This is a genomic window from Bacillus sp. T2.9-1 (genome assembly GCF_950097965.1).
Classification (GTDB): domain Bacteria; phylum Bacillota; class Bacilli; order Bacillales; family Cytobacillaceae; genus Niallia; species Niallia hominis.
On the sequence record NZ_CATNHG010000107.1, the window covers coordinates 1 to 22,010 of the forward strand.

The 22,010-nt window shown below is 35.2% G+C and carries 21 protein-coding genes and 1 other annotated feature; of the genes, 15 read left to right on the forward strand and 6 right to left on the reverse strand.

Translation table 11 applies throughout. The annotated features are described in order from the left end of the window. Positions 1–601 precede the first annotated feature (601 nt). Both QQZ16_RS15475 and QQZ16_RS15480 read left to right on the forward strand, forming a co-directional pair. Positions 602–1,405 (forward strand): alpha/beta hydrolase, encoded by an 804-nt coding sequence (locus QQZ16_RS15475; protein WP_031540483.1) that lies wholly within the window; start codon positions 602–604, stop codon positions 1,403–1,405. 14 nt (positions 1,406–1,419) lie between these two features. Next, on the forward strand, positions 1,420–2,514 hold the full coding sequence (locus QQZ16_RS15480; RefSeq protein WP_031540484.1) for a tetraprenyl-beta-curcumene synthase family protein: 1,095 nt from the start codon (positions 1,420–1,422) through the stop codon (positions 2,512–2,514). A gap of 119 nt (positions 2,515–2,633) precedes the next feature. On the opposite strand, the gene QQZ16_RS15485 is transcribed toward QQZ16_RS15480, so the two are convergent. Both QQZ16_RS15485 and QQZ16_RS15490 read right to left on the reverse strand, forming a co-directional pair. Next, the gene (locus QQZ16_RS15485; RefSeq protein WP_031540485.1) at positions 2,634–3,206 is read right to left on the reverse strand and encodes a tRNA (mnm(5)s(2)U34)-methyltransferase; all 573 of its coding nucleotides are present in this window, start codon (positions 3,204–3,206) and stop codon (positions 2,634–2,636) included. Continuing rightward, on the reverse strand, positions 3,203–4,168 hold the full coding sequence (locus QQZ16_RS15490; RefSeq protein ID WP_031540486.1) for a TIGR01212 family radical SAM protein: 966 nt from the start codon (positions 4,166–4,168) through the stop codon (positions 3,203–3,205). Before QQZ16_RS15490 ends, QQZ16_RS15485 begins: the two co-directional genes overlap by 4 nt. A gap of 205 nt (positions 4,169–4,373) precedes the next feature. Here QQZ16_RS15490 and QQZ16_RS15495 point away from each other — a divergent pair, with 205 nt between their 5' ends. Both QQZ16_RS15495 and QQZ16_RS15500 read left to right on the forward strand, forming a co-directional pair. Next, a complete protein-coding gene (locus QQZ16_RS15495; RefSeq protein WP_031540487.1) occupies positions 4,374–4,637 on the forward strand; it encodes a YtzC family protein in 264 nt (87 codons plus the stop codon). Positions 4,638–4,649: 12 nt separating this feature from the next. Beyond that, positions 4,650–4,814: a hypothetical protein gene (locus QQZ16_RS15500; protein WP_031540488.1), complete on the forward strand. Its 165-nt coding sequence runs from the start codon at positions 4,650–4,652 to the stop codon at positions 4,812–4,814. Positions 4,815–4,861: 47 nt separating this feature from the next. Here QQZ16_RS15500 and QQZ16_RS15505 read toward each other — a convergent pair whose 3' ends face one another. After that, positions 4,862–6,067 (reverse strand): MDR family MFS transporter, encoded by a 1,206-nt coding sequence (locus QQZ16_RS15505; protein WP_031540489.1) that lies wholly within the window; start codon positions 6,065–6,067, stop codon positions 4,862–4,864. A gap of 271 nt (positions 6,068–6,338) precedes the next feature. On the opposite strand from QQZ16_RS15505, the gene QQZ16_RS15510 reads away from it, so the two are divergent. The 5 genes from QQZ16_RS15510 to QQZ16_RS15530 all read left to right on the forward strand — a co-directional run bounded on the left by QQZ16_RS15510 (position 6,339) and on the right by QQZ16_RS15530 (position 11,737). Further along, on the forward strand, positions 6,339–6,905 hold the full coding sequence (locus QQZ16_RS15510) for a histidine phosphatase family protein (protein ID WP_031540490.1): 567 nt from the start codon (positions 6,339–6,341) through the stop codon (positions 6,903–6,905). A 34-nt stretch (positions 6,906–6,939) separates the two neighbouring features. After that, complete coding sequence (locus QQZ16_RS15515; protein WP_031540491.1) at positions 6,940–8,106, forward strand: amidase; 1,167 nt, start codon at positions 6,940–6,942, stop codon at positions 8,104–8,106. A gap of 127 nt (positions 8,107–8,233) precedes the next feature. Next, positions 8,234–8,460 (forward strand) — a binding site (T-box leader). Positions 8,461–8,513: 53 nt separating this feature from the next. Next, positions 8,514–10,934, forward strand: coding sequence for a leucine--tRNA ligase (leuS, locus tag QQZ16_RS15520; protein ID WP_031540492.1), 2,421 nt, complete (start codon positions 8,514–8,516; stop codon positions 10,932–10,934). A gap of 136 nt (positions 10,935–11,070) precedes the next feature. Beyond that, positions 11,071–11,376, forward strand: coding sequence for a rhodanese-like domain-containing protein (locus QQZ16_RS15525; protein WP_031540493.1), 306 nt, complete (start codon positions 11,071–11,073; stop codon positions 11,374–11,376). Between the two features lie 178 nt (positions 11,377–11,554). Beyond that, positions 11,555–11,737 (forward strand): sporulation protein Cse60, encoded by a 183-nt coding sequence (locus QQZ16_RS15530; RefSeq protein ID WP_031540494.1) that lies wholly within the window; start codon positions 11,555–11,557, stop codon positions 11,735–11,737. A gap of 500 nt (positions 11,738–12,237) precedes the next feature. Here the strand turns inward: QQZ16_RS15530 and QQZ16_RS15535 are convergent, their stop codons facing one another. After that, on the reverse strand, positions 12,238–13,506 hold the full coding sequence (locus tag QQZ16_RS15535; protein ID WP_284561513.1) for an NAD(P)/FAD-dependent oxidoreductase: 1,269 nt from the start codon (positions 13,504–13,506) through the stop codon (positions 12,238–12,240). Positions 13,507–13,778: 272 nt separating this feature from the next. Between QQZ16_RS15535 and QQZ16_RS15540 the strand changes: the two genes are divergently transcribed. Together QQZ16_RS15540 and QQZ16_RS15545 are read left to right on the forward strand one after the other, a co-directional pair. Further along, positions 13,779–15,404 carry a putative polysaccharide biosynthesis protein gene (locus QQZ16_RS15540; RefSeq protein WP_284561514.1) on the forward strand — a complete coding sequence of 542 codons (1,626 nt, stop codon included), beginning with the start codon at positions 13,779–13,781 and terminating at the stop codon, positions 15,402–15,404. A 66-nt stretch (positions 15,405–15,470) separates the two neighbouring features. Further along, entirely contained in the window at positions 15,471–16,193 is a 723-nt protein-coding gene (locus QQZ16_RS15545; RefSeq protein WP_031540497.1) for a pseudouridine synthase, read from the forward strand. 193 nt (positions 16,194–16,386) lie between these two features. Here QQZ16_RS15545 and QQZ16_RS15550 read toward each other — a convergent pair whose 3' ends face one another. Both QQZ16_RS15550 and QQZ16_RS15555 read right to left on the reverse strand, forming a co-directional pair. Then, complete coding sequence (locus tag QQZ16_RS15550; RefSeq protein ID WP_016202849.1) at positions 16,387–16,608, reverse strand: DeoR family transcriptional regulator; 222 nt, start codon at positions 16,606–16,608, stop codon at positions 16,387–16,389. A gap of 484 nt (positions 16,609–17,092) precedes the next feature. After that, entirely contained in the window at positions 17,093–17,557 is a 465-nt protein-coding gene (locus QQZ16_RS15555) for an NUDIX hydrolase (protein WP_031540498.1), read from the reverse strand. A gap of 181 nt (positions 17,558–17,738) precedes the next feature. Here QQZ16_RS15555 and pepV point away from each other — a divergent pair, with 181 nt between their 5' ends. The 4 genes from pepV (at position 17,739) to QQZ16_RS15575 (ending at position 21,843) form a co-directional block, all read left to right on the forward strand. Beyond that, positions 17,739–19,157: a dipeptidase PepV gene (gene pepV, locus QQZ16_RS15560; protein ID WP_031540499.1), complete on the forward strand. Its 1,419-nt coding sequence runs from the start codon at positions 17,739–17,741 to the stop codon at positions 19,155–19,157. A 26-nt stretch (positions 19,158–19,183) separates the two neighbouring features. Further along, a complete protein-coding gene (gene dat, locus QQZ16_RS15565) occupies positions 19,184–20,044 on the forward strand; it encodes a D-amino-acid transaminase (protein ID WP_031540500.1) in 861 nt (286 codons plus the stop codon). A gap of 236 nt (positions 20,045–20,280) precedes the next feature. Then, a complete protein-coding gene (gene thpR, locus QQZ16_RS15570; RefSeq protein WP_235251244.1) occupies positions 20,281–20,847 on the forward strand; it encodes an RNA 2',3'-cyclic phosphodiesterase in 567 nt (188 codons plus the stop codon). Between the two features lie 27 nt (positions 20,848–20,874). After that, positions 20,875–21,843, forward strand: a complete 969-nt coding sequence (locus QQZ16_RS15575; RefSeq protein ID WP_031540502.1) for a nuclease-related domain-containing protein — start codon at positions 20,875–20,877, stop codon at positions 21,841–21,843. Positions 21,844–22,010 lie beyond the last annotated feature (167 nt).

Consider the following 22,010-nt stretch of genomic DNA (forward strand, 5'->3'; position numbering starts at 1 on the left):
CAAGATGCACTTAAACAAACGAATAAGAAAATCAAAAAAATAATTCAAAGTCAACTTGAACAGTGGATCGCTGGCCTTCCTAATTATATCAAGGCTTATTTGCCGATATCACTCTGCGAAAGTTGAGTTACCAATAAATATAATAAGAAAAACAATGTAATTAATGATAGGACTATCATTGTATTTGAATTCATTTTATATTCTCACCTAATTACTATCTTTATTTATTTTTATCGGTTTAAAATAAGAATACCTTTAGGAAAATAGAGTAATATTTATAACGCAATAATGCTTAGTTGAATGCTTCTTTAAACGATATTCATTCATGATTTCCTTCCCTAATATTCGACAAATTAAACCACCTTCTAGTATACCATAATTTTTGAGCATGGACGTGTGATGGTTAATATCGTTACATTTTCAATATATTTGCTATAATTAAAGAAACTTTGGAAAATAATAATAAAACTATACTTCGCTTAAAGGGTTTCATTCTTTAATGGTTAATGTATAAAACAAATCTTTATTTTTCCTTAATAACTATGTTTTGTTTGAAAATATGTAAAATAATATAGATTTTGGATGGGATGGAGGAACTGTTATGTGGAAATGGGAAGCTGAGGGAAACGCAAAGGCTGTCATTGTTATTGTTCATGGAGCAATGGAGCACCATGGAAGATATGGATGGCTTATTGAAATGTTTCGGTTAGCCGGTTTTCATGTTGTAATGGGAGATCTTCCTGGACAGGGAATGACAACAAGATCTGATAGAGGGCATATAGACTCTTTTGATGAATATACAATAGAAATTAAAGATTGGATTCAAGCAGCATATCAATTTGATTTGCCTGTTTTTTTATTGGGGCACAGTATGGGTGGCCTTGCATCCATTAGATTGCTTCAACAAGATAAATTAAAAATTGCGGGGATGATTTTATCCTCCCCTTGTTTAGGATTAGTAAAATATCCAAATAAATTAATAAGTTTAATGTCCCTTGTCTTAAATAAAGTGGCTCCCAAACTTAGAATTAATTCTGGATTAACGATTGATATGGCAACTCGCAATGCAGAGGTTAGAGAAATTGACTCCAATGATACATTATACATCACAAAAGTTTCTGTAAGATGGTATCGAGAATTAATTGACGCAACAAAACGAGCTTTTGAAGATATAGCGAAAACACAAGACTTGCCCCTACTAGTTATGCAAGGAGGCGGTGATCTTGTTGTAGATAAAAAAATGGTAAAATCCTGGTTCAATATGGTACCATTATCAGAAAAGCGATATAAGGAATGGCCAGATTATTATCATGAAATATTTAATGAACCAGAAAGAGAAGAAGTGTTTGAATACACGAAGGATTTTATCAATAGTCAATTGAAAGCAATTGGTTATATCGTATAAGCGAGGTATTTAATATGTCAGTTCCAAAGATGCCATTAACATTAATGTCGAAGGTTTACTTGAAGGTTTTTCCAGTTGTTCATCAGGAATTAAATTATTGGACACAAAGAGCAAGGAATATTCCCAATTTAGAATTAAGGAAGCAAGCATTAGCAAGTATTGAGCATAAAACCTTTCATTGTGAAGGTGGTTCCATTATGGCGCTTATAGCCATGAGTAAATACAAAGAAGTAATTAAATTTATTGTTGCTTATCAAACCATAAGTGATTATTTAGATAATCTCTGTGATCGAAGCACTTCACTAGATCCGAATGATTTTTCAGCTTTGCATGAATCGATGGAGCATGCCTTAACAGTAGGTGCTGAGCCGAGTAACTATTATCGTTATCGAGAAGACCAAGATGATGGAGGCTATTTATATGATCTTGCTAAAACTTGTAGGGATACACTGAGTGAGCTACAGAATTATGCGAGTATAAGAGAACAGCTTCTTGAGTTATGCCGCTATTACTGTGATTTACAAATACATAAACATGTAAATATGGAAGAGCGAATTCCAAGATTAAAGTTTTGGTTTGAGAAAAATAAAAATCATGTGCCAAAAATGGAGTGGTATGAATTTTCTGCTTGCTCCGGATCTACTCTAGGGATATTTTGCTTAGTTTCTTATGCGTTTCGTGATGACTTTGATGATTCCTATGCCGCTTTAATTAGAGACGGGTATTTTCCATACATTCAAGGTCTTCATATACTGTTAGATTATTTTATTGATCAAGAGGAAGATAAAATAGGTGGAGATTTAAATTTCTGCTTTTATTATAAAAATGAGGAAGAGTTATTCAATCGGTTAAAACATTTTGTAACAGAGGCAGACCGTCATACTAATAAATTGCCACATCAGAAATTTCATAAATTGATTAATAGGGGATTATTAGGTGTTTATTTATCAGATGAGAAGGTTTATAAACAGCAAAATATCCGAAAACTTGCGAAAAACATGATAAAAACCTCAGGTCCAATTGGTTATTTTTTCTATTTAAATGGAAGAGCCTATAGAAAATTTCAAAAAGTAGTTCCAGCCATAGCATTAAGAGCATTTAGTAAATAAATGTAATTAGAAAAAGTTAGACAAACTTCTTGAAAAAGGGTAGTTTTGTCTAACTTTTTTAATATATAATCCAATAAGGGAAAGGTTAACACCCCAGCCCTAATTAGATAAATTTGACATTATCTTTTTTCAATAGCAATAATGAAAGGAGGATTATTAATTCCATTAATAAACTGGTAGCGAAGTACATGGGCTTCCTGTTGATTTATATTTTCGACAAAGGCAATTAACTTGTCTCGTTCAATAGCACCTTCGGGATGGCCATGATATATAACTAATACAATAATACCTTCTTTAGACAGGATTTGTAGTAATTGTTCGATTGCTGCAATAGTTGTGTCAGCCTTTGTTACAATCGATTTATCCCCTCCAGGCAAGTAGCCTAGATTAAAAATAGCACCAGTGACTTTACCATGGTACATAGTAGGAACAACTTCCATTATATGCTCATGTCCGCACAAATGAAGAGAAGCAGTTGCTTCCAATTTTTGACTGGTTAGCTTGTCCTTTGTCGCAAGTAAAGCATCTTTTTGAATATCAAAGCTATAAACTTTCCCTTTTTCGCCAACAAGTTTTGCGAGGAAGACCGTATCATGCCCATTACCCATTGTAGCATCGATAGCGATGGCGCCTTTTGAAACAACTTTTTCTAATAATTGATGTGCAAAAGGAATAACTCTTTCAAGCTTCATTGTGTCACCTTCTTATTTGCCTGATAAAATTTTCCTTGCCAACTATTTCTGTTTTTTAATTCTGCATCAATTTTATTTAAAACTTCCCATTTATTTACACTCCACATCGGTCCAACCATCAACTCAATTGGTCCGTCACCGGTAATTCGATGAATAATCATCTCTGGTGGTAATATTTCTAATTGATCACAAACCAGTGATATATATTGATCAAATGTTAAAAATTCAAGCATGCCTTTTTCGTATTGCTTTACCATTGGCGTTCCTTTAAGCAGATGAAGCAAGTGGATTTTTATTCCTTGTACATCAAGTTCACTAACACTTTTGGCAGTTTCCATCATCATTTCATTTGTTTCCATTGGGAGTCCATTAATAATATGGGAACAGATACGAATATTATGCTTTCTTAGTTTATTAACTCCTTCAACATAGGTCTGGAAATCATGTGCGCGATTAATAAGTGTTGCTGTTTTTTCATGAACAGTTTGTAAGCCTAGTTCTACCCATAAATAAGTACGTTCGTTAAGCTCTGCAAGATACTCAACAACATCATCAGGCAAGCAATCGGGACGAGTTGCAATAGAAAGTCCAACAACGTTTTCTTGCTTTAAAACGACTTCGTATTTTTCTCGGAGTACGTCCACTGGTGCATGTGTATTCGTATAAGCTTGGAAGTAGGCCATGTATTTTCCGTCTTTCCATTTCGTATGCATCTTATTTTTTATATCATGAAATTGTTTCTCGAGACTGTCGATGCGATTACCGGCAAAATCCCCAGAACCAGCAGCACTGCAAAAAGTACAACCTCCGTGTGCTACTGTTCCATCTCGATTTGGGCAATCAAAGCCACCGTCTAATGCAATTTTGAAAACTTTGTGTCCAAACTCGTTACGAAGATGATAATTCCAAGTATGGTATCTTTTATTATCTGACGCGTATGGGAATGGGTTATTCTGATTCATATCAGTAACCTCCTAAGCAATTTAAATTTATTTATTTCTATTTCCATATTTTCCACCTATGAATTTTAACATGTCTTTAGTCTTAATCCAACAGAATTTCATCATCAGTTAAGAAAAGGAAGTAATAGGATGTGCTTAATAAACAGATACTATGGACGGAAGCAAAGCTGCTTCTAAATGTATTGATTGTTGGGAGGGTTATCTTTTGGCTACTCGTCAGTCCATGAATGAATTATTAGAACGATGCAATCAAGTAATCAATTACGCAGAACAACAATATGAAACAGCAAGTCGTCAAGAGCATTATAATTCAAATGAATATTCAGATGCACAAATGCAGTTAGAAGAAATTTATAATGATTTGCATACGATGGACCACAGTGCTAATCAACAGCAACGAGAAGAGCTTCATCGCATGAGATTACTTGTGGAACAAATGCAAAATCAATTGACATTAGGATTGCATTAAGGAGGCATCATTATGGATAAACGTTCAAAGAAAAATAACCCGGAGCAAAAAACGCGCAATGGGATAAATAATCAGGATCTAGAGTTGGGGAAAGATGTGGATTTAGTCAAAGCAGCAAAAAAGAAATATGAACAATCTGGTGGACAACCAGCTAAATCGAAAACAAGACAAGAATAGCTATGAAAAATGTCCCAACTGCATGAAACAGTTGGGACATTTACATATTAATTCGTCTTAGGAGTTAATTTAGCAGATTCCTTTGTTGGATAATCATAGAAAAAGGCAGTAATGAAGCTAATAACCAATAAGACCACTAAAACAGGTACAAGTACTGTCATTCCACTACTATCTACAAGCATTCCTCCAAGAAGCGGCCCAATCATTCTTCCCCCTGTAGCAGTACTATTTACAATCCCTTGGAAAAAGCCTTCTTTTCCTTTAGGAGCTAGCTTGTCAGCGATGGTTGGGACAGCTGGCCAAATTAGCATTTCTCCAATGGTCAAAATAATCATTGCCGCAAGAAAACCACTAAAGATTTCTGCTTTACCAACAATTAGGAAGGAAATGATAAAAATGGAAATCCCCATAAGCATTTGTTTCTTTATGGATGTGCATACTTTTTTAGTGAAAAAAGAAATAAGTGGTTGACCAAAAACAATAAGTCCTCCGTTTACAGCCCATAATAAACTATATTGTGTTAATGGAATACCAAGTTCCTGTGTATGGGTAGATATTGTTGCTTGCCATTGGACATAGCAGATCCAGCATAATAAATAACCAAATCCTAAAATTCCAAGAGAATACATAGCAGGGCTTCCCTTTAATATATGCTTTCCTTTTCTTCTAGAATTTTTCTTATTTAAAGAAGGAAGGATATCATTTTTTACTTGAATGTTTTTATAGCTGAAAAAGGCAATAAGGAAAAATACTCCATACATTAGCGTGTTAGATAAAAAGATAAATTGAAATGAATAAGAGGCAATGAATCCGCCAATCGCTGACCCAAGTGCAACACCAACATTTTGAGCAACATAAATACTATTGAAGGCTTTTCTTCCTCCTGCTGGCCAGACATTTCCTGCCATTGCATACATGCTAGGATAGATAATTCCTGATCCAAACCCAGATAAGGTAAAGAAAGTACAGTATGCACCCCAATTATGAAAAAGAGTTAGACCTAATAAAGAGGATGCAGTTAAAGATATTCCCAATAAGATAGAAAGATATCCACCTAATTTATCATAAAGAATGCCTCCGATTAAATTACCAATAACACTTGCTCCAGAATTAAGCATTAGGATAAATCCTGCAACCGTTAGTGTTTTTCCTAAATGCTCATGAATGTAAATACTATTTAAAGGCCAGAGTAAAGAAGAGCCTGTAACGTTTACAGCCATTCCAATAACTAATAGCCAAAGAGAACGAGGCATATTAATGCTCCTTTGCAAACTAAATTTCTAAATTCCAGAAATAAGTGTAGTTCCTTTTAGAGAAACCTGCAATAAAATAATATCGATTTTTCCAAAGGCGGAATTTTCAGATAGAATAAGATGTAATAGGAGGGATTCTTTAGTAAAAAAGGGGAATTTTTTATAATAGGAAATCTTATTAACAATTAATTTGTTTGAAAAATTAATAATTTTCTAATAAAGTAGAAATATCGCTAAAACATAACGTTAGTACGTGGAAAGGACCAAATAAATGACAAAGATATGTTTAATAAGGCATGGAGAAACAGATTGGAATGTAAGGGGAAAAATTCAAGGGAAGACAGATATTCCTTTGAATGAAAATGGAATAATGCAGGCAAAACAATGCCGAGATTATTTAGATGGTTCTGACTGGGACGTCATTGTCACAAGTCCACTGAAAAGGGCAAAGCATACAGCGATAATCATCAATGAAGCATTAAAGCTAAAGATGGTAGAAATGAATGAATTTATGGAGCGTAGCTTTGGAGATGCAGAAGGGAAGACAAGGGAAGAAAGAGCCATTTTGTATCCAGAACATCAGTATCCAAACCAAGAATCGAGAGAGGCTTTAATAACGAGAATTATGAATGGTCTAGAAAAAATACTTTCTCAGTTCCCTGATCAAAAAGTATTGTTAGTGGCGCATGGTGCTGTTATACATACATTATTAACTGTTGTATCCGAAGATCAGCTAACGATCGAAAATTACTTATCGAATGCATGTATTAGCAATATTCATTATAAAGCGAAGAAATGGGAGGTAAAAGACTATAACCTAGTCAATCATTTAATGTAAAGAAAGATAGAAAGATGGGGAGGGGTTTATAAAGATGCGTGATTATGGTGCATATATAGATGAAAATATTTCAGTTGGAGCTACAAAAAAGGGAAGCTTGGATGGATTAACATTTGCCGTGAAAGATGTATTTGCCATTAAAGATTATGCCTCTTCTGCTGGAAATCCGGATTGGCTCCAAAGTCATGAGCCCGCAAAAAAAACAGCACCTGCAATTGTTGATTTACTGGATAATGGTGCTACATTAAAGGGAACGACGATTACGGATGAATTAATGTATAGCTTAAACGGAGAAAACTATCATTACGGAACTCCTATTAATCCTAAGGACGCCAATCGTATTCCTGGAGGCTCTTCTTGTGGCTCCGCAGTGACAGTTGCTGCAGATTTAACTGATTTCTCGTTAGGTACAGATACAGGAGGATCAGTAAGGATACCTTCTTCCTATTGCGGAATATATGGATTCCGTCCTACCCATGGTGCAGTTACTATAGATGGTGTTATTCCCCTTGCGAAAAGTTTTGATACGGTTGGATGGATGGCACAGGATGCAAAAATCTTATATGAAGTAGGAAACGTGCTTTTACCTAATCAAAAGGATGATTCCTTTACACGGTTTATGATAGGAAGTGATGCATGGGCATTAGCTGACAAGGAAGTACAGGATACCTTTAGACCATTTTTAAAAAAATTAGAGGCTACTGTACCAAGCTATTCCAGTACTATTATTGCAGAAGAGGGGTTAAAGGAATGGGCGGAGATTTTTAGACAAATCCAAGGAAGAGAGATTTGGCATGAACATGGAGCGTGGATTCAAAAGGTAAATCCTACTTTTGGTCCAGGAATAGCAGAAAGATTCCAATGGACAAGTACTTTAAAAGAAGAGGATTTATCACATTATAATAAGAAGCGACGTATAATTAAGGAAAGAATGGAAAAACTGCTTGAAGATGACGGAATTTTAATTATTCCTACTGCTCCTGGAAAAGCGCCACTTTTGAATCTTCCAGTGGAAGAGTTAGAAGTAAAAAGAAGCCAAACTTTTCAGCTATGTTGCATTGCTGGACTAACGGGTTTTCCGCAAGTGAATGTACCATTAGCAAGCTTAGAAGGAGCGCCAATTGGACTTTCCTTTATTGCTGGTCGAAATCAGGATCGAAAGTTGCTTCGATTAGTTGCTGAATTGGCAGGGAAATGGTGAAATAAGGAACATAAGACAGGTTGAGACGTATAATGAAAGAAATACGCCAGTGATTGCTTGATATCTGCTTCATCTGAAAACTACTTGCAACATGAATCAAAATACAATACAATAAAGACCATATAAGTGAACAACACGGATAAGGAATAGTAAAGATGCCCTTTTGAAACAAAAGAGAGCTGACGGGTGGTGCAAGTCAGTCAAAAACATCTTGAACTCGCCTTTGAGTTGCAAGTGTGAACTTTTAGTAATGCTTGCCGTACACCTGCGTTAAAGGATAATGAAGCGAGTGATTTATTCACTAATTGTGGGTGGTACCGCGGGAGATTATACATAAAGCCTCTCGTCCCTATTTGGGATGAGAGGCTTTTTATTTTGGCTAAAACAACTTTATAGGAGGATTTAAGATGAGCTTTAATCATCAGAAAATAGAACAAAAATGGCAAAAGTTTTGGGAAGAAAACAAAACTTTTAAAACAAGTGAAGAAAAAAGCAAGAAAAAGTTTTATGCATTAGATATGTTCCCTTATCCATCTGGAGCGGGACTTCATGTTGGACATCCAGAAGGGTATACAGCAACAGATATTCTATCTCGAATGAAGAGAATGCAGGATTTTAATGTACTTCATCCTATGGGGTGGGATGCATTTGGTTTGCCAGCAGAGCAATATGCATTAGATACTGGAAACCATCCAGCTGAATTTACTCAGAAAAACATTGATACATTTCGTCGCCAAATAAAATCACTTGGATTTTCCTATGATTGGGATCGTGAAATTAATACTACTGACCCAGAATATTATAAGTGGACACAATGGATTTTTCTAAAGCTATATGAAATGGGCTTAGCTTATGTTGATGAAGTGGCAGTTAACTGGTGCCCGGCATTAGGCACAGTTCTAGCAAATGAAGAAGTTATTGATGGAAAGAGTGAACGCGGAGGTCATCCTGTTGAAAGACGTCCAATGCGCCAATGGGTATTAAGAATAACGGCATATGCAGATCGTCTATTAGAAGATTTAGATGAGGTAGATTGGCCAGAAAGCATTAAAGAAATGCAACGTAATTGGATTGGCCGTTCAGAAGGAGCAGAAGTTACCTTCCAAATTGACAATCATGAGGAAAACTTTACTGTATTTACAACAAGACCTGATACATTATTTGGTGCTACTTATGCTGTACTTGCTCCAGAGCATGCCCTTGTAGAAAAAATTACAACTTCAGAACAAAAAGCGGCGGTAGAAGCATACTTAGAAAAAATTAAAAGTAAGAGTGATTTAGAAAGAACAGACTTAGCAAAAGAGAAAACAGGTGTATTTACCGGAGCTTATGCCATTAATCCGGCTAACGAAGAAAAAATGCCAATTTGGATTGCTGATTATGTGCTTGTAAGCTATGGTACAGGAAGCATTATGGCTGTTCCTGCTCATGATGAAAGAGATTATGAGTTTGCAAAGACATTTGAGTTGCCAATTAAAGAAGTAGTAGCTGGAGGAAATGTAGAAGCAGAAGCTTATACTGGTGATGGCGAGCACGTAAACTCTGATTTCTTAAATGGTTTGAATAAAGAAGATGCGATAACAAAAATGATTAGCTGGTTAGAAGAGAAAAAAATTGGAACGAAGAAAATTACGTACAGACTTCGTGATTGGCTATTTAGTCGTCAACGTTACTGGGGTGAGCCAATTCCAATTATCCATTGGGAAGATGGCACAATGACTGGAGTACCGGAAGAAGAATTACCATTGACACTTCCAGAAACATCTGAAATAAAGCCATCTGGTACAGGGGAATCCCCGTTAGCAAATATAGCAGAATGGGTAAACGTTGTAGACCCTGTAACTGGTAAAAAGGGTAGACGTGAAACAAACACAATGCCACAATGGGCAGGAAGCAGCTGGTATTATTTACGTTATATTGATCCAAAAAATAACAAGCAAATTGCAGACCCTGAAAAAATAAAAGAATGGCTTCCAGTTGATATGTACATTGGTGGAGTAGAACATGCTGTCTTGCATCTTCTATATGCACGCTTCTGGCATAAAGTGCTTTATGATATAGGCGTTGTTCCAACGAAAGAACCATTCCAAAAATTATTCAACCAAGGAATGATTCTTGGTGAAAATAATGAAAAAATGAGTAAGTCAAAAGGAAACGTCGTAAATCCAGATGAAATTGTAGCAAGCCATGGAGCTGATACACTTCGTTTATATGAAATGTTCATGGGACCACTAGATGCTGCGATTGCATGGTCAACAAATGGCCTTGATGGTTCTAGAAGATTCCTTGATCGTGTTTGGAGATTGTTAGTTGATGATAATGGGGAGCTTTCTTCAAAAGTTCAAACTATAGAGGAAATGAAGGGGCTAGACAAAATTTATCATCAAACAGTTAAAAAAGTAACAGAGGATTTTGAAGCGCTTCGCTTTAACACAGCTATTTCACAAATGATGGTATTTATCAATGAGTGCTATAAAGCAGATAGTATTCCCCAAAAATATGTAGAAGGATTTGTGAAATTACTTTCACCAATATGTCCGCATATGACCGAAGAACTATGGCAAATTATCACGGGCTCAAACCAATCTATCGCTTATGAAGCATGGCCAGCATATGATGAAGCAAAATTAGTAGACGATGAAGTAGAAATTGTTATTCAGATTAATGGAAAAGTAAAAGCGAAACTAATGGTTCCAGCAGATGCAAATAAAGATGCATTGGAACAAATCGCGATGGAAGACAATCAAGTAAAAGAACAAATTGATGGAAAGCAAGTACGTAAAGTAATTGCAGTTCCTGGGAAATTAGTTAATATAGTTGCAAATTAACGAGAAGAGGCTGGTCTATATTGACCGGCCTCGTTTTTGCTATGGGCAGACGAATTGCATATTCTAGCAAATTACTCTATATTACAATGAGATAATAATATACACATTGTACAAAAAGGTTATTGGAGGGAATAGAATGGATTTAATAAAAACCATTTCAACAGATGAATTAGAGAAAAAGCTAAATAACAAGGAAACACTAGAATTAGTAGATGTTCGTGAAGACGAAGAAGTAGCAGAAGGAATGATTCCTGGCGCTAAACATATTCCGATGAATAGTATTCCAGAAAATCTAGCGTACTTCTCAAAGGATAAAGAATACATCTTTATTTGCCGATCAGGCAGGCGAAGCGAAAACGTATGTTACTATCTACAAGACCAAGGATTTAAAGTAGTAAATATGGAAGGCGGCATGCTAGATTGGCATGGTAAAACAGTTTAAAAGTTTGCAGTTAAAATAATTTAGAAAAGCTCAAAGAAGGAAGGTTTCTACTTTTCCTTATCTTTGAGCTTTTTTTAAAAAGATGGATAATGAAAAAATCTTAAGAAAAATTGATTGAATAGTGAGAATTTTGTCTATCCTTTAAATAAACCTACTAAATAATTGGGAGAGAATAATAATGATTAAAGTAAAGCTATTTGATCAAGAGCATGAGAAGGATCTTGAATTACAAATGAATAAATTTCTACAGAAAATAGATGAGAAAAAACTGATAGATATTAAATATAATGTCGCAGCAATACAAGAGGACGAAGAAGATCAAATCTATTGTTTTTCCTCGATGATAATTTATAAATCATAGAAGGAAAATAAAAAGAGTCTGGGACAAAACTAAAAAAACTAATCTATAACACTAAGTTGTTCCATTGCGCTACAGACGCACGATGCGTCGGGGAGGAAGCTGAGCCTCGCATGCGAGACCACTGAAAAAGTCTAGTTCTCCAAATAAAATGAGGTTTTATTTATTTGAAAGCGAATAATAAGTTGGTTTGGAGAGGCGTCCGCTCGACTCCTACGGGAGATGCGAGAAAGTCCGAGACCCTGCAGGAGCGTGAGCGACGAAGCGGCTCGGCGCTCGCCCCGGTGAGTCGTGCGGTAAGCCTCGGAAAACAAAAACCTACATTAAGTTAGAATGGTTTGATAACTACCGATTCACCAGGTAATTCACTTTTTCAGTACCCTCCTCGCATGCGCTGCGGGGTCTAAAGCGTCTCTATTTCCCGCAGGAGTCGAGCGTCCTCCGCTCCATTTCACTTCGTGTTTATTATTAGTTGAAATGCTTATGTTCCAGCCACTTATTTACTACATCCCTTTTGCGACAAGTGCCGCATTAACACCTGCTAGTCTGCCAGTCACAAACGCAGAAGTAATATTATATCCTCCAGTGTAACCATGAATATCTAGTATTTCACCACAGAAGAACAAGCCTTCCATCAATTTTGATTCCATTGTTTTAGGCACTATCTCCTTAATAGAAACACCACCACCTGTGACAAACGCCTTTTCTAACGGTAAGGTTCCATTTACATCAAAGGTAAAGGATTTACATAAACGAATAAACTGTCTAATTTTATCTTGGGAAACCGTTGCACATGTAGCTGTTGGGTCGATATTTGCTAATGCCAGTAAAAACAGTAGATATCGTTCTATTAACATACCCTTTAACGTATTTTTAATCGCTTTTTTTGGTTCATTTTTAAGTAAAGTCATTGTGTCTTGAAATAGTTTTTCTTCTTTTATTGCAGGGAAAGAGTCAATGGACACTTTTACTTCTTCTAAATTCCATTTTTTCTTTGCTTTTACAACAAATTGGCTGCAGCGTAATACAGCTGGCCCACTTATTCCAAAATGAGTAAAAATCATATCCATCTGGTGGGTTATTATTGGTTTTCCTTTTGGATTAAGAACACTTAATCCTACATTTCTTAAGGAAACTCCTTGTAAGTCTTTATTATGAATAAATGCTTCTTTAGAAGTAACTGGAACCTCTGTTGGAAATAAGTCGGTTATAGTATGGCCAGCTTTTTTTGCCCATGCATAGCCATCTCCTGTAGAACCAGTATGTGGAACCGATTTTCCTCCTACCGCAATGATAAGCGATTTGCATGTTTTGGCTTCACCATTTTCTAAAATCACTGTCTTTGTATGGTTTTCATGATAACTAACTGTCTTAACAGGGGAGTTTATTTGAATAGTTACACCTAATCTATCTAACTCGCCCAATAAGGCATCTACAACGGATTGTGCTTTATTTGAAACTGGAAACATTCTTCCATGGTCCTCTTCCTTTAATGCAATTCCAAGGTTTTCGAAGAAGGCGATAATATCTTCATTATTAAATTCGGAAAAACCACTATAGAGAAAACGTCCATTACCTGGGATATGTTTAATGATTTCCTCAATTGGCAGCCTATTTGTGACATTACAGCGGCCACCTCCAGAAATTGCTAGCTTTCTGCCAAGTTTATTGCCCTTATCAATTAGTAATACCTTTGCCGTTTGCTCTGCTGCACCAATGGCAGCCATTAATCCTGATGGGCCTCCCCCAATCACGATTACATCATATTGCATACTACATCCTACTTTCTTGGGGTATTTTTCATTTTAATAGTACATTGTTTAGCTCGTTTTATCGATTTGAATCATTCATCAAAAAGAAAGTTGTTAGTAGTTACTTGCCTTTTTTAAAAGTAGCGTTTCTTTTTAAGAAAGGGTAAACTACTAATAGTGTGTAAAAAAATGTTCATATTTACTTTGTATCGTATATATTTTATCGGTTGTTTTCGTGGTAAAATACTTATTTATGTAACGTTAAAGAGAGCTTCGTTTAAGGAAGGGATTATATGTCATCAAAATTGCTTAAAGGCACATTTATTTTAACACTGGGGACAATTATATCCAAAGCGTTAGGATTATTTTATGTTATACCATTTAATATGATTGTTGGAAAACAAGGAACCGTCTTATATCAATATTCTTATGTAGCTTATACTATTGTAATAAGTATTGCAACAGCTGGTATTCCTTTAGCTGTAAGTAAATTTATCTCGAAATATAATGCAATGGGAGAATACCAAGTAGGGAGGAAGCTATTTAAGTCAGGGTTAATGATTATGCTAGTAAGTGGGATTCTCTCCTTTATCGCTTTATATGCAGCTGCTCCTTTTTTAGCCGGACTTATTATATCAGATGAGGATTTAACTTCAACTGTAGGTCAGGTAACAACAGTTATTCGTGCAGTAAGTTTTGCGTTAATCGTCGTTCCCTTTATGAGTTTAATCAGAGGATTTTTTCAGGGACATGATGCAATGTTTCCATCGGCTGTTTCACAGGTAATAGAGCAAATTGTTCGGATAGTTTTTTTGCTTGGTGGGTCAGCAATCGTTCTATTTGTATTAAATGGAGAGTTGATTACTGCTGTCAGTATATCTGTTTTTGCAGCATTCGTTGGAGCAATTGGCGGACTAGCTGTGCTTCTATTATATTGGAGAAAAAGTAAAGAGGAGTATGATAGCCTATTACTGTATGATAAAGGCATGCAAACAGATATTCGTTTACGCTCTATGTATAAAGAAATTCTTTTATCTGCTGCTCCATTTGTCTTTGTGGGAGTGGCTAATCCATTATTTCAAGCAGTTGATACTATTACCTTTAACCATGCAATGAGTAGTATTGGGCTTGGTTCCATTTCTGAAACAGCCTTAAATATATTTAATTATCAAACACATAAAATTATTATTATCCCAGTATCACTTGCAACTGGGTTCTCAATGGCATTAATTCCGATGATTACAAGAGCTTTTGTAAAAGAAGACCATTCAGATTTAACAACAAATCTAAATCAGACTTTCCAAGTACTATTATTTCTTACTTTACCGGCATGTATTGGATTGTCCGTATTAGCTGAACCTGTTTATCGATTATTTTATGGAACAGAAGATATTATGTTGGGAGCAGAAGTATTAAAATTATATGCGCCTGTAGCCATTTTATTTTCCCTTTATCCAGTAACAGCTTCAATCTTACAGGGGTTAAATGAGCAACGTTTTACTATCTTAAGTTTATTGGTAGGCATTTTGATTAAACTAAGTTTGAATATCCCGTTTATTGAAAGATGGGAAACAAACGGTGCAATACTTGCCACTACATTAGGATATACTGTATCTATCCTGATTAATTTAGGGGTAATAAAAGCATACGCGCAATATTCATTTAAGATAGTTATTCGAAGAAGCATTCTCATTTTGGGATTTTCGGTTATTATGTATATTGTTACAACGAATGTATATAAAATACTCCAGTTATTTTTATCTACAGAGTCGGTATTTGCTTCCCTTTTAATGGTAGTAATTGTAGCTGCCTTTGGGGTTCTTATATATGTTTATCTAGCTTACCGTTCTAAATTGATTTATCGCATATTTGGTAATCAAGCAGTTAGAATAAAACAAAAACTAAGACTTCCTTTTTAATATAGTAGGAACTTAGCTTTTAAATAAAATAATAAGCAAGAAATAATAGATAGAGGTTGAGTTTAGATGCGAATTGACAAAATGCTCGCTAATTTGGGCTATGGGAGTAGAAAAGAAGTGAAAATGCTCCTGAAAAATAAGGCAGTGAAAGTAAATGATGAGATCATTAAAGATGCAAAGTACCAAGTAGACCCAGAAAAAGATGAAGTATTCTTATATAACGAATTGATTGAGTATAAGGAGTTTATCTATTTAATGATGAATAAACCTCCAGGGCTAATATCTGCAACAGAGGATTCGAGGGAAGAAACGGTCATAGACATTCTCCAAATAGAGGACTCTGTATATAATCCGTTTCCTGTTGGAAGGTTGGATAAGGATACAGAAGGATTGCTTCTGCTAACAAATGATGGGAAATTGGCCCATCGATTGCTGTCTCCGAAAAAGCATGTCCCGAAAACCTATTTTGCCGTTATAAGAGGAGAAGTGGGAGAAGCAGATATAGAGGCATTTAAAAAAGGAGTTGTCTTAGACGATGGATATCTTACAAAACCAGGGCATCTCGTTCTATTAAAATCTGGAGACACTTCTGATATCGAACTGACTATTTCAGAAGGGAAATTTCATCAAGTTAAAAGAATGTTTGAGAGTGTTGGAAAAAAGGTCATTTACCTAAAAAGGATTTCGATGGGACCACTAGAACTTGACGAGACTCTAGAGCTAGGGGAATATCGGGAGTTAACAGAAGAAGAAATAGAGCTATTGCAAAATTATCAAGTAGATAATTAATAATAATTTGTGAAAATCACAAATGGAGAAATTCTTATCGATTGAGCAATAGCAGATTTAAGCCAAACAGCAAACAATACGAAAATATGCAGCAAAAACCTCACTTTGACAGCAGGAATAGCAATAGCTTTCCTAGCAACTCATTGTGAGGTTTGCTTTATTATACAAGTTTAAATCTCGGTTGTTTCATTTTTTAGGATGTCATTTTCACTTTTTTTCTAGTTGTTGTCCATTTTCCACGACTTGGACTTTGCACCAAGTCATTATAAGCTAACACATTCAAATCTCTTTGAATCGTTCGCGGAGTAATACCAAATTCCTCCACTAGCTCTTGTGTTGTGACAGTTCCACGCTTACTAATAAACATGTAGACGGATTTGATACGGTTTAACATCCGGTTAGTTGAAGGTTTCAATAAACCACTCCCTATCCTTTTTTCAAACCTTTGGCAAATTCCAGCGACCGACAGCTTATTTGAAGAATATTTTCTTCAAGCGTATGTAATTTTCTTTTCCACAGACAACCCCTTTTCAAATGGCTAAATAGTGACAAATTCAATAGAATGAATTTCTATATAAATATTGTACCCCTATTTACTAATATATTCTACATTATTTGCGTTAATTTACAAAATATTTGCTTTCTTATGTCTATATTTACCACCCCCTGTAGGGTTTCCTTACATTCATCATATGGGATATATAATTATGATATGAATAAAAATTCAAAAAGTTTTTAATTAAATTTTATTTCCCGAATTTTTTATTAGTTAAACATTTTTTTGATAATGTTTTCTAAAAAAAGATTTCTCTATGAACTATGGCAAAAACATTGCGGGCAAGGCTAAGGGATCCACGTAAATCACTAGTGGGTTTTCCCCTGTCTCGCTCGCCTTGCTCCTAATTTAAAGTTTCTTCCATTTTTTTAAAATCCTCTATCATTTTGCGATGGCTGCCGACCATGTTTTGTGGTAATTTGTGTAATGGGAAAAATCGAAGGCTGAATGCTTCTTCCTGGTCATTCTCGAGTATTCCTTCATATTTAGATGTATAATAGGCGGTTGTTACAGTGTAGAAAGGATCGCCGTTTGCTGCAATCGCAAAGTAGTCTTTTCCGGAATAAACAGATAATAACTGTAGATTTTTTACTTGAAGTCCTGTTTCTTCGAATATTTCGCGTTTTGCTGTATCCTCTGTACTTTCTCCTAATTCCATAAGGCCACCTGGTAATCCCCAAACATTTTTTGGGTGTTTTCTTTCTTGTAATAGAATATTATTTTCCTTGTCTAACAGAATTACTACTGCTCCCACAAGAATGATAGGCATTTTGCCAACTAGCTTTCTTACATCTTCAACATATCCCATTTAAAATACATTCCTTCCATATGGTAGATAAAAATATAGTGTAGCTTTGTTTTCGATAAAATGTATACTATACTTAATGATAATTTAGTGAAATATGAATTTAAAGGTTTTATTTCTCATATAAAGCGTTTTATGATATGTTTTTCCTATACTATATTTAAAAACTTCCAAGGAGGAAACCATGAATTCAATTGATTGGTTAAATGAAGTACATAATCGTAAAGACAGCTTTATTAATGATTTACAAGGACTTTTGCAAATTAAAAGTGTATTGGACGAAGAGAATGCAACAGATGATGCACCTTTTGGCCAAGGAGTGAAAGAGGCATTAAGCTATATGCTAACGATTGGAGAAAAGGGTGGTTTCGTCAGTAAGAATGTTCAAAACGTTGCTGGACATTTACTATTTGGGGAGGGTACGGAAAGTGTCGGTATTCTTTGCCATGTAGATGTTGTTCCAGAGGGGGATGGATGGACAAGCGATCCATATAAGGCAGAGATTCGTGATGGGAAGATTTATGCAAGAGGGGCTTTAGATGATAAAGGTCCAACAATGGCTGCCTATTATGCAATGAAAATTGTGAAAGAATTGCATCTCCCTTTGTCAAAAGAAGTTAGAATGATTATTGGAACAGATGAAGAGAGTGATTGGCGATGTGTGGATACTTATTTCCAGCACGAAAGTATGCCTACGATTGGATTTGCTCCAGATGCTGATTTTCCAATTATTTTTGCAGAAAAAGGCATTGCTGATTTTGATATCGTTCAGAAAATTTCAAAAACATCAAATGATACAGGAGAAGTTAAAATTATAAGCTTTGCATCAGGCAGAAGATATAATATGGTCCCAGATTTTGCCCAAGCAGTGTTGGAAGTGAAAGAAGGTGAACAAACTGAGGTCATTCAGCGTTATAAGAATTATTTAAAGCTAGAGAATGTACCTGGGCGCTATTTGGTTGATAATGGCGATTTAGTATTAGAATTAGAAGGTGTGTCAGCACATGGATTAGAGCCTAATAATGGGGTGAATGCAGGTCTGAAACTTGCTAACTTTCTTGTGGAATTAGAATTGGATGAAAAGGCTGCTCATTATTTTCAATTTGTGCGAAACTTCTTTGTGAATGATTCTAGAGGAAAAAAACTTGGCATTGATTATGAGGATGAAATTACAGGCGAACTTACCTTAAATGCTGGTATTTTGGAATATCATTTAGAAAAGGGTGGAAAAATTGGTCAAACAGTACGCTATCCTGTTACAAATGATATGGATAAGACGAAAGAGAAGCTTGCGAAATTACTAACAGAACATGATTTTAGCCTAGAGAATTTCACAGATTCTAAACCACATCACGTGGAAAAGAACTCAGAATTAATTCAAACATTGAGCAGAGTCTATGAGGAGCAAACAGGAGAAAAAGCTAAGTTATTATCCATAGGTGGAGGCACATATGCTAGGTCGCTAGAAAAAGGGGTTGCATTTGGACCACTATTTCCTGGAAGAGAAGATATTGCTCATAAAAAAGATGAATATATGTATATTGAGGATTTAATGAAAGCAACAGCAATTTATGCACAGGCTATCTATGAATTAGCGAAATAAAGATATAATCCAAAGGAGAAGAGAAAATGAGTACGGTGTTAATGAATGGGGAGTTTATACCAAGAGAAGAAGCAAAAGTAGATATAGAAGACAGAGGATATCAGTTTGGCGATGGAATTTACGAAGTAATCCGTGTGTACAATGGTAAAATGTTTATGGCGAAAGAACATCTTGAGCGTTTATCTGCAAGTAGCGAGAAAATAGGCATAGCTATTTCTTATTCCATCTCAGAATTAACCAATTTATTAGAAACGTTAATTTCGAAAAATTCATTAAGCACCGGTATCCTTTATATGCAATTCACTAGAGGAATAAGTCCGAGAAACCATGGCTTTCCAACAGATGATGTTACTCCAACATTTATAGCTTATACAAAAATAATGCAAAGACCATTAGATAATCTAGAAAATGGTGTGTCTGTCATTACTGTAGAAGATATTAGATGGTCAAGATGTGATATTAAAAGTTTAAATTTACTTGGAAATGTAATGGCAAAACAAAAAGCAGTAGAGGCAAGCTGCTATGAAAGCATTCAGTATAGAGAATTATCTGTAACAGAAGGTAGTTCTTCTAATATTTGGATTGTGAATGGGGAAAAGGTACAAACTCATGAGGCAAATCAATTCATTTTAAATGGAATTACCAGACAAAAAATTATTCAATTATGTAATGAAAATGGAATGGAACTAGAGGAAAAAGCATTTTCAATTGAAGACTTAATTGATGCAGATGAAGTTTTCTTATCCAGTACAACTTCTGAAGTAACACCAATTACTTCTGTCAATAATGTTCCCGTAAAAGAAGGGAAAGTAGGAGAAGTAACGAAAAAGTTACAAGGGTTGTTTATTGATGCAATCATCGCAGAATGCGGACAGTTAGCAAATTAATTTAAGGGAAAAACGCAAAATGGGGTTGTTTCAAACTAGTTATGGTCAATAGCTGGACTTGAGACAGCTCCTTTTCTTTTTTCAAAAGAAAATAGGGTATAGTAATTTATATGGATTTTCTAAAACATAGGTACAGATACGGTTAAAATTGATTCATTAGGTTATATAATAGAAATATAGTTAGAGATTAAGCTAATCATCGATACTGCATTAAAAAAGGTTAAAGGAAAAAGGATATGAATACAAAACCACATTATTTTCTAGGAGTTAAGCCAGATAGTCCTGTTATAAGCAAATTAGAAAAGATTAGGAAAGAGCTACAGTTAAGGTTCCCTTTTAAAAAGTGGGTACATCCTTTCGATTACCATATTACCCTTGCGTTTTTAGGGAGTGCTAATGATGATAAAAGGGAAATGTTACAAAATCTTTTAGAAGAATCATTTTTAGCTAGTAACCAATTTAAGCTACATATTGATCATTTAGGTGTTTTTGGTCAACCCAAAAGCCCTAGGATATTTTGGGCTGGGGTAAAAGAGGAGAAGAAACTATTTGATCTTAGAAATCAAGTCTTTCATATTTGTAGTCAGGCTGGTTTTCAGTTGGAAACTAGGCCGTTTCATCCACATCTAACGTTAGCAAGAAAATGGGATTCCGAAACTATATTTTCGGAGCAATTGCTAAAAGGATCCCTTTTCCCAAACGATTTGATTTTTGATGTGGACAGTATCCACCTATTTCAGACACATATGGAGAAAATACCTAAATATGAAATAATAAAAAGTTATTGCTTTAATGACCAATAGAAACATTGTAATTTAGGGGGAAAAAGCTTGGCGCAGTTAATAAAGTTGCAAGATTATGTGTCGCGTTATGAGCAAAACATTGTCTTGTATCCATCACGTTTTGTTCGGTTGAAGAAACAAAAGTGGCTCGGATTAAAAAGAGCATTTGAAACAAAGGATAGAAGTCTATTTTACCCGGAGAGTCCAATAGAAGAAGACTGGATAGTGGATAAACCTTCTTTTTTAGAACGATTTAAGAAATCAATTTGGCAGCAAAATAATTTTGAAGAAGTAGAATTGGAAAATGAAAGCGAAATAGTCAAAACGGAAGAAGATGATTTGAGTTTTGAGTACGATGCAAAACAATATAGCCGTCCACAAACTGTTGAGGAATTAAAACAGCAATTCCTAAATCAATTATTTGAATTTCAGCTGAAATGGGCCAGTTCAACGCTCACGGAAAAGTCTAACGTGAAAAAGACGCTTTATTATGATGAATTATTAAAGTACTACTTACAAAGATTTCCGGATACTTTCTTGGTACTTTATCAACCATTATTTCAACTGAAAAATGCTCCTGTTGAATTGGACACGATTATGATTACCCCAACTGATGTCTGGTGCATTCATGTGTTAGAAGCAGAGAATTCAGCAGTATATGTTGGTTCGAATGATAAATTTTGGGTCAAAAAAAAGGGGGATAAAGAGCAAAAGATTCTTAGCCCTGTCATATCTATAAATAGAACAGAAAAAATAGTGAAAAGTATTTTAGATAAATATGATATTACATTACCTGTTCAAAAGGTAATTCTTACTCGAAATGGATATATTGATTTTCCATCCGTGCCATATGATTTAAAAATTGTGGAAAAAAGAAATTATGAAGAGTGGTTTCAAAAAATGAGAAGTCATCATTCGCCAATTAAGGCTATTCAATTAAAAGCAGCAGAGAGCTTATTACAATATGGTTTGACGAACTCGAAAAGAAGGTATGAATGGGATACAGAAGAATCATAAAAAAAAGGGGAAGAGTAGAAGGAGGGCACTGAAAAAGTCTAGTTCTCCAAATTAAATGAGGTTTTATTTATTTGAAAGCAAATAATAAGTTGGTTTGGAGAGGTGTCCGCTCGACTCCTACGGGAGATGCGAGAAAGTCCGAGACCCTGCAGGAGCGTAGCGACGAA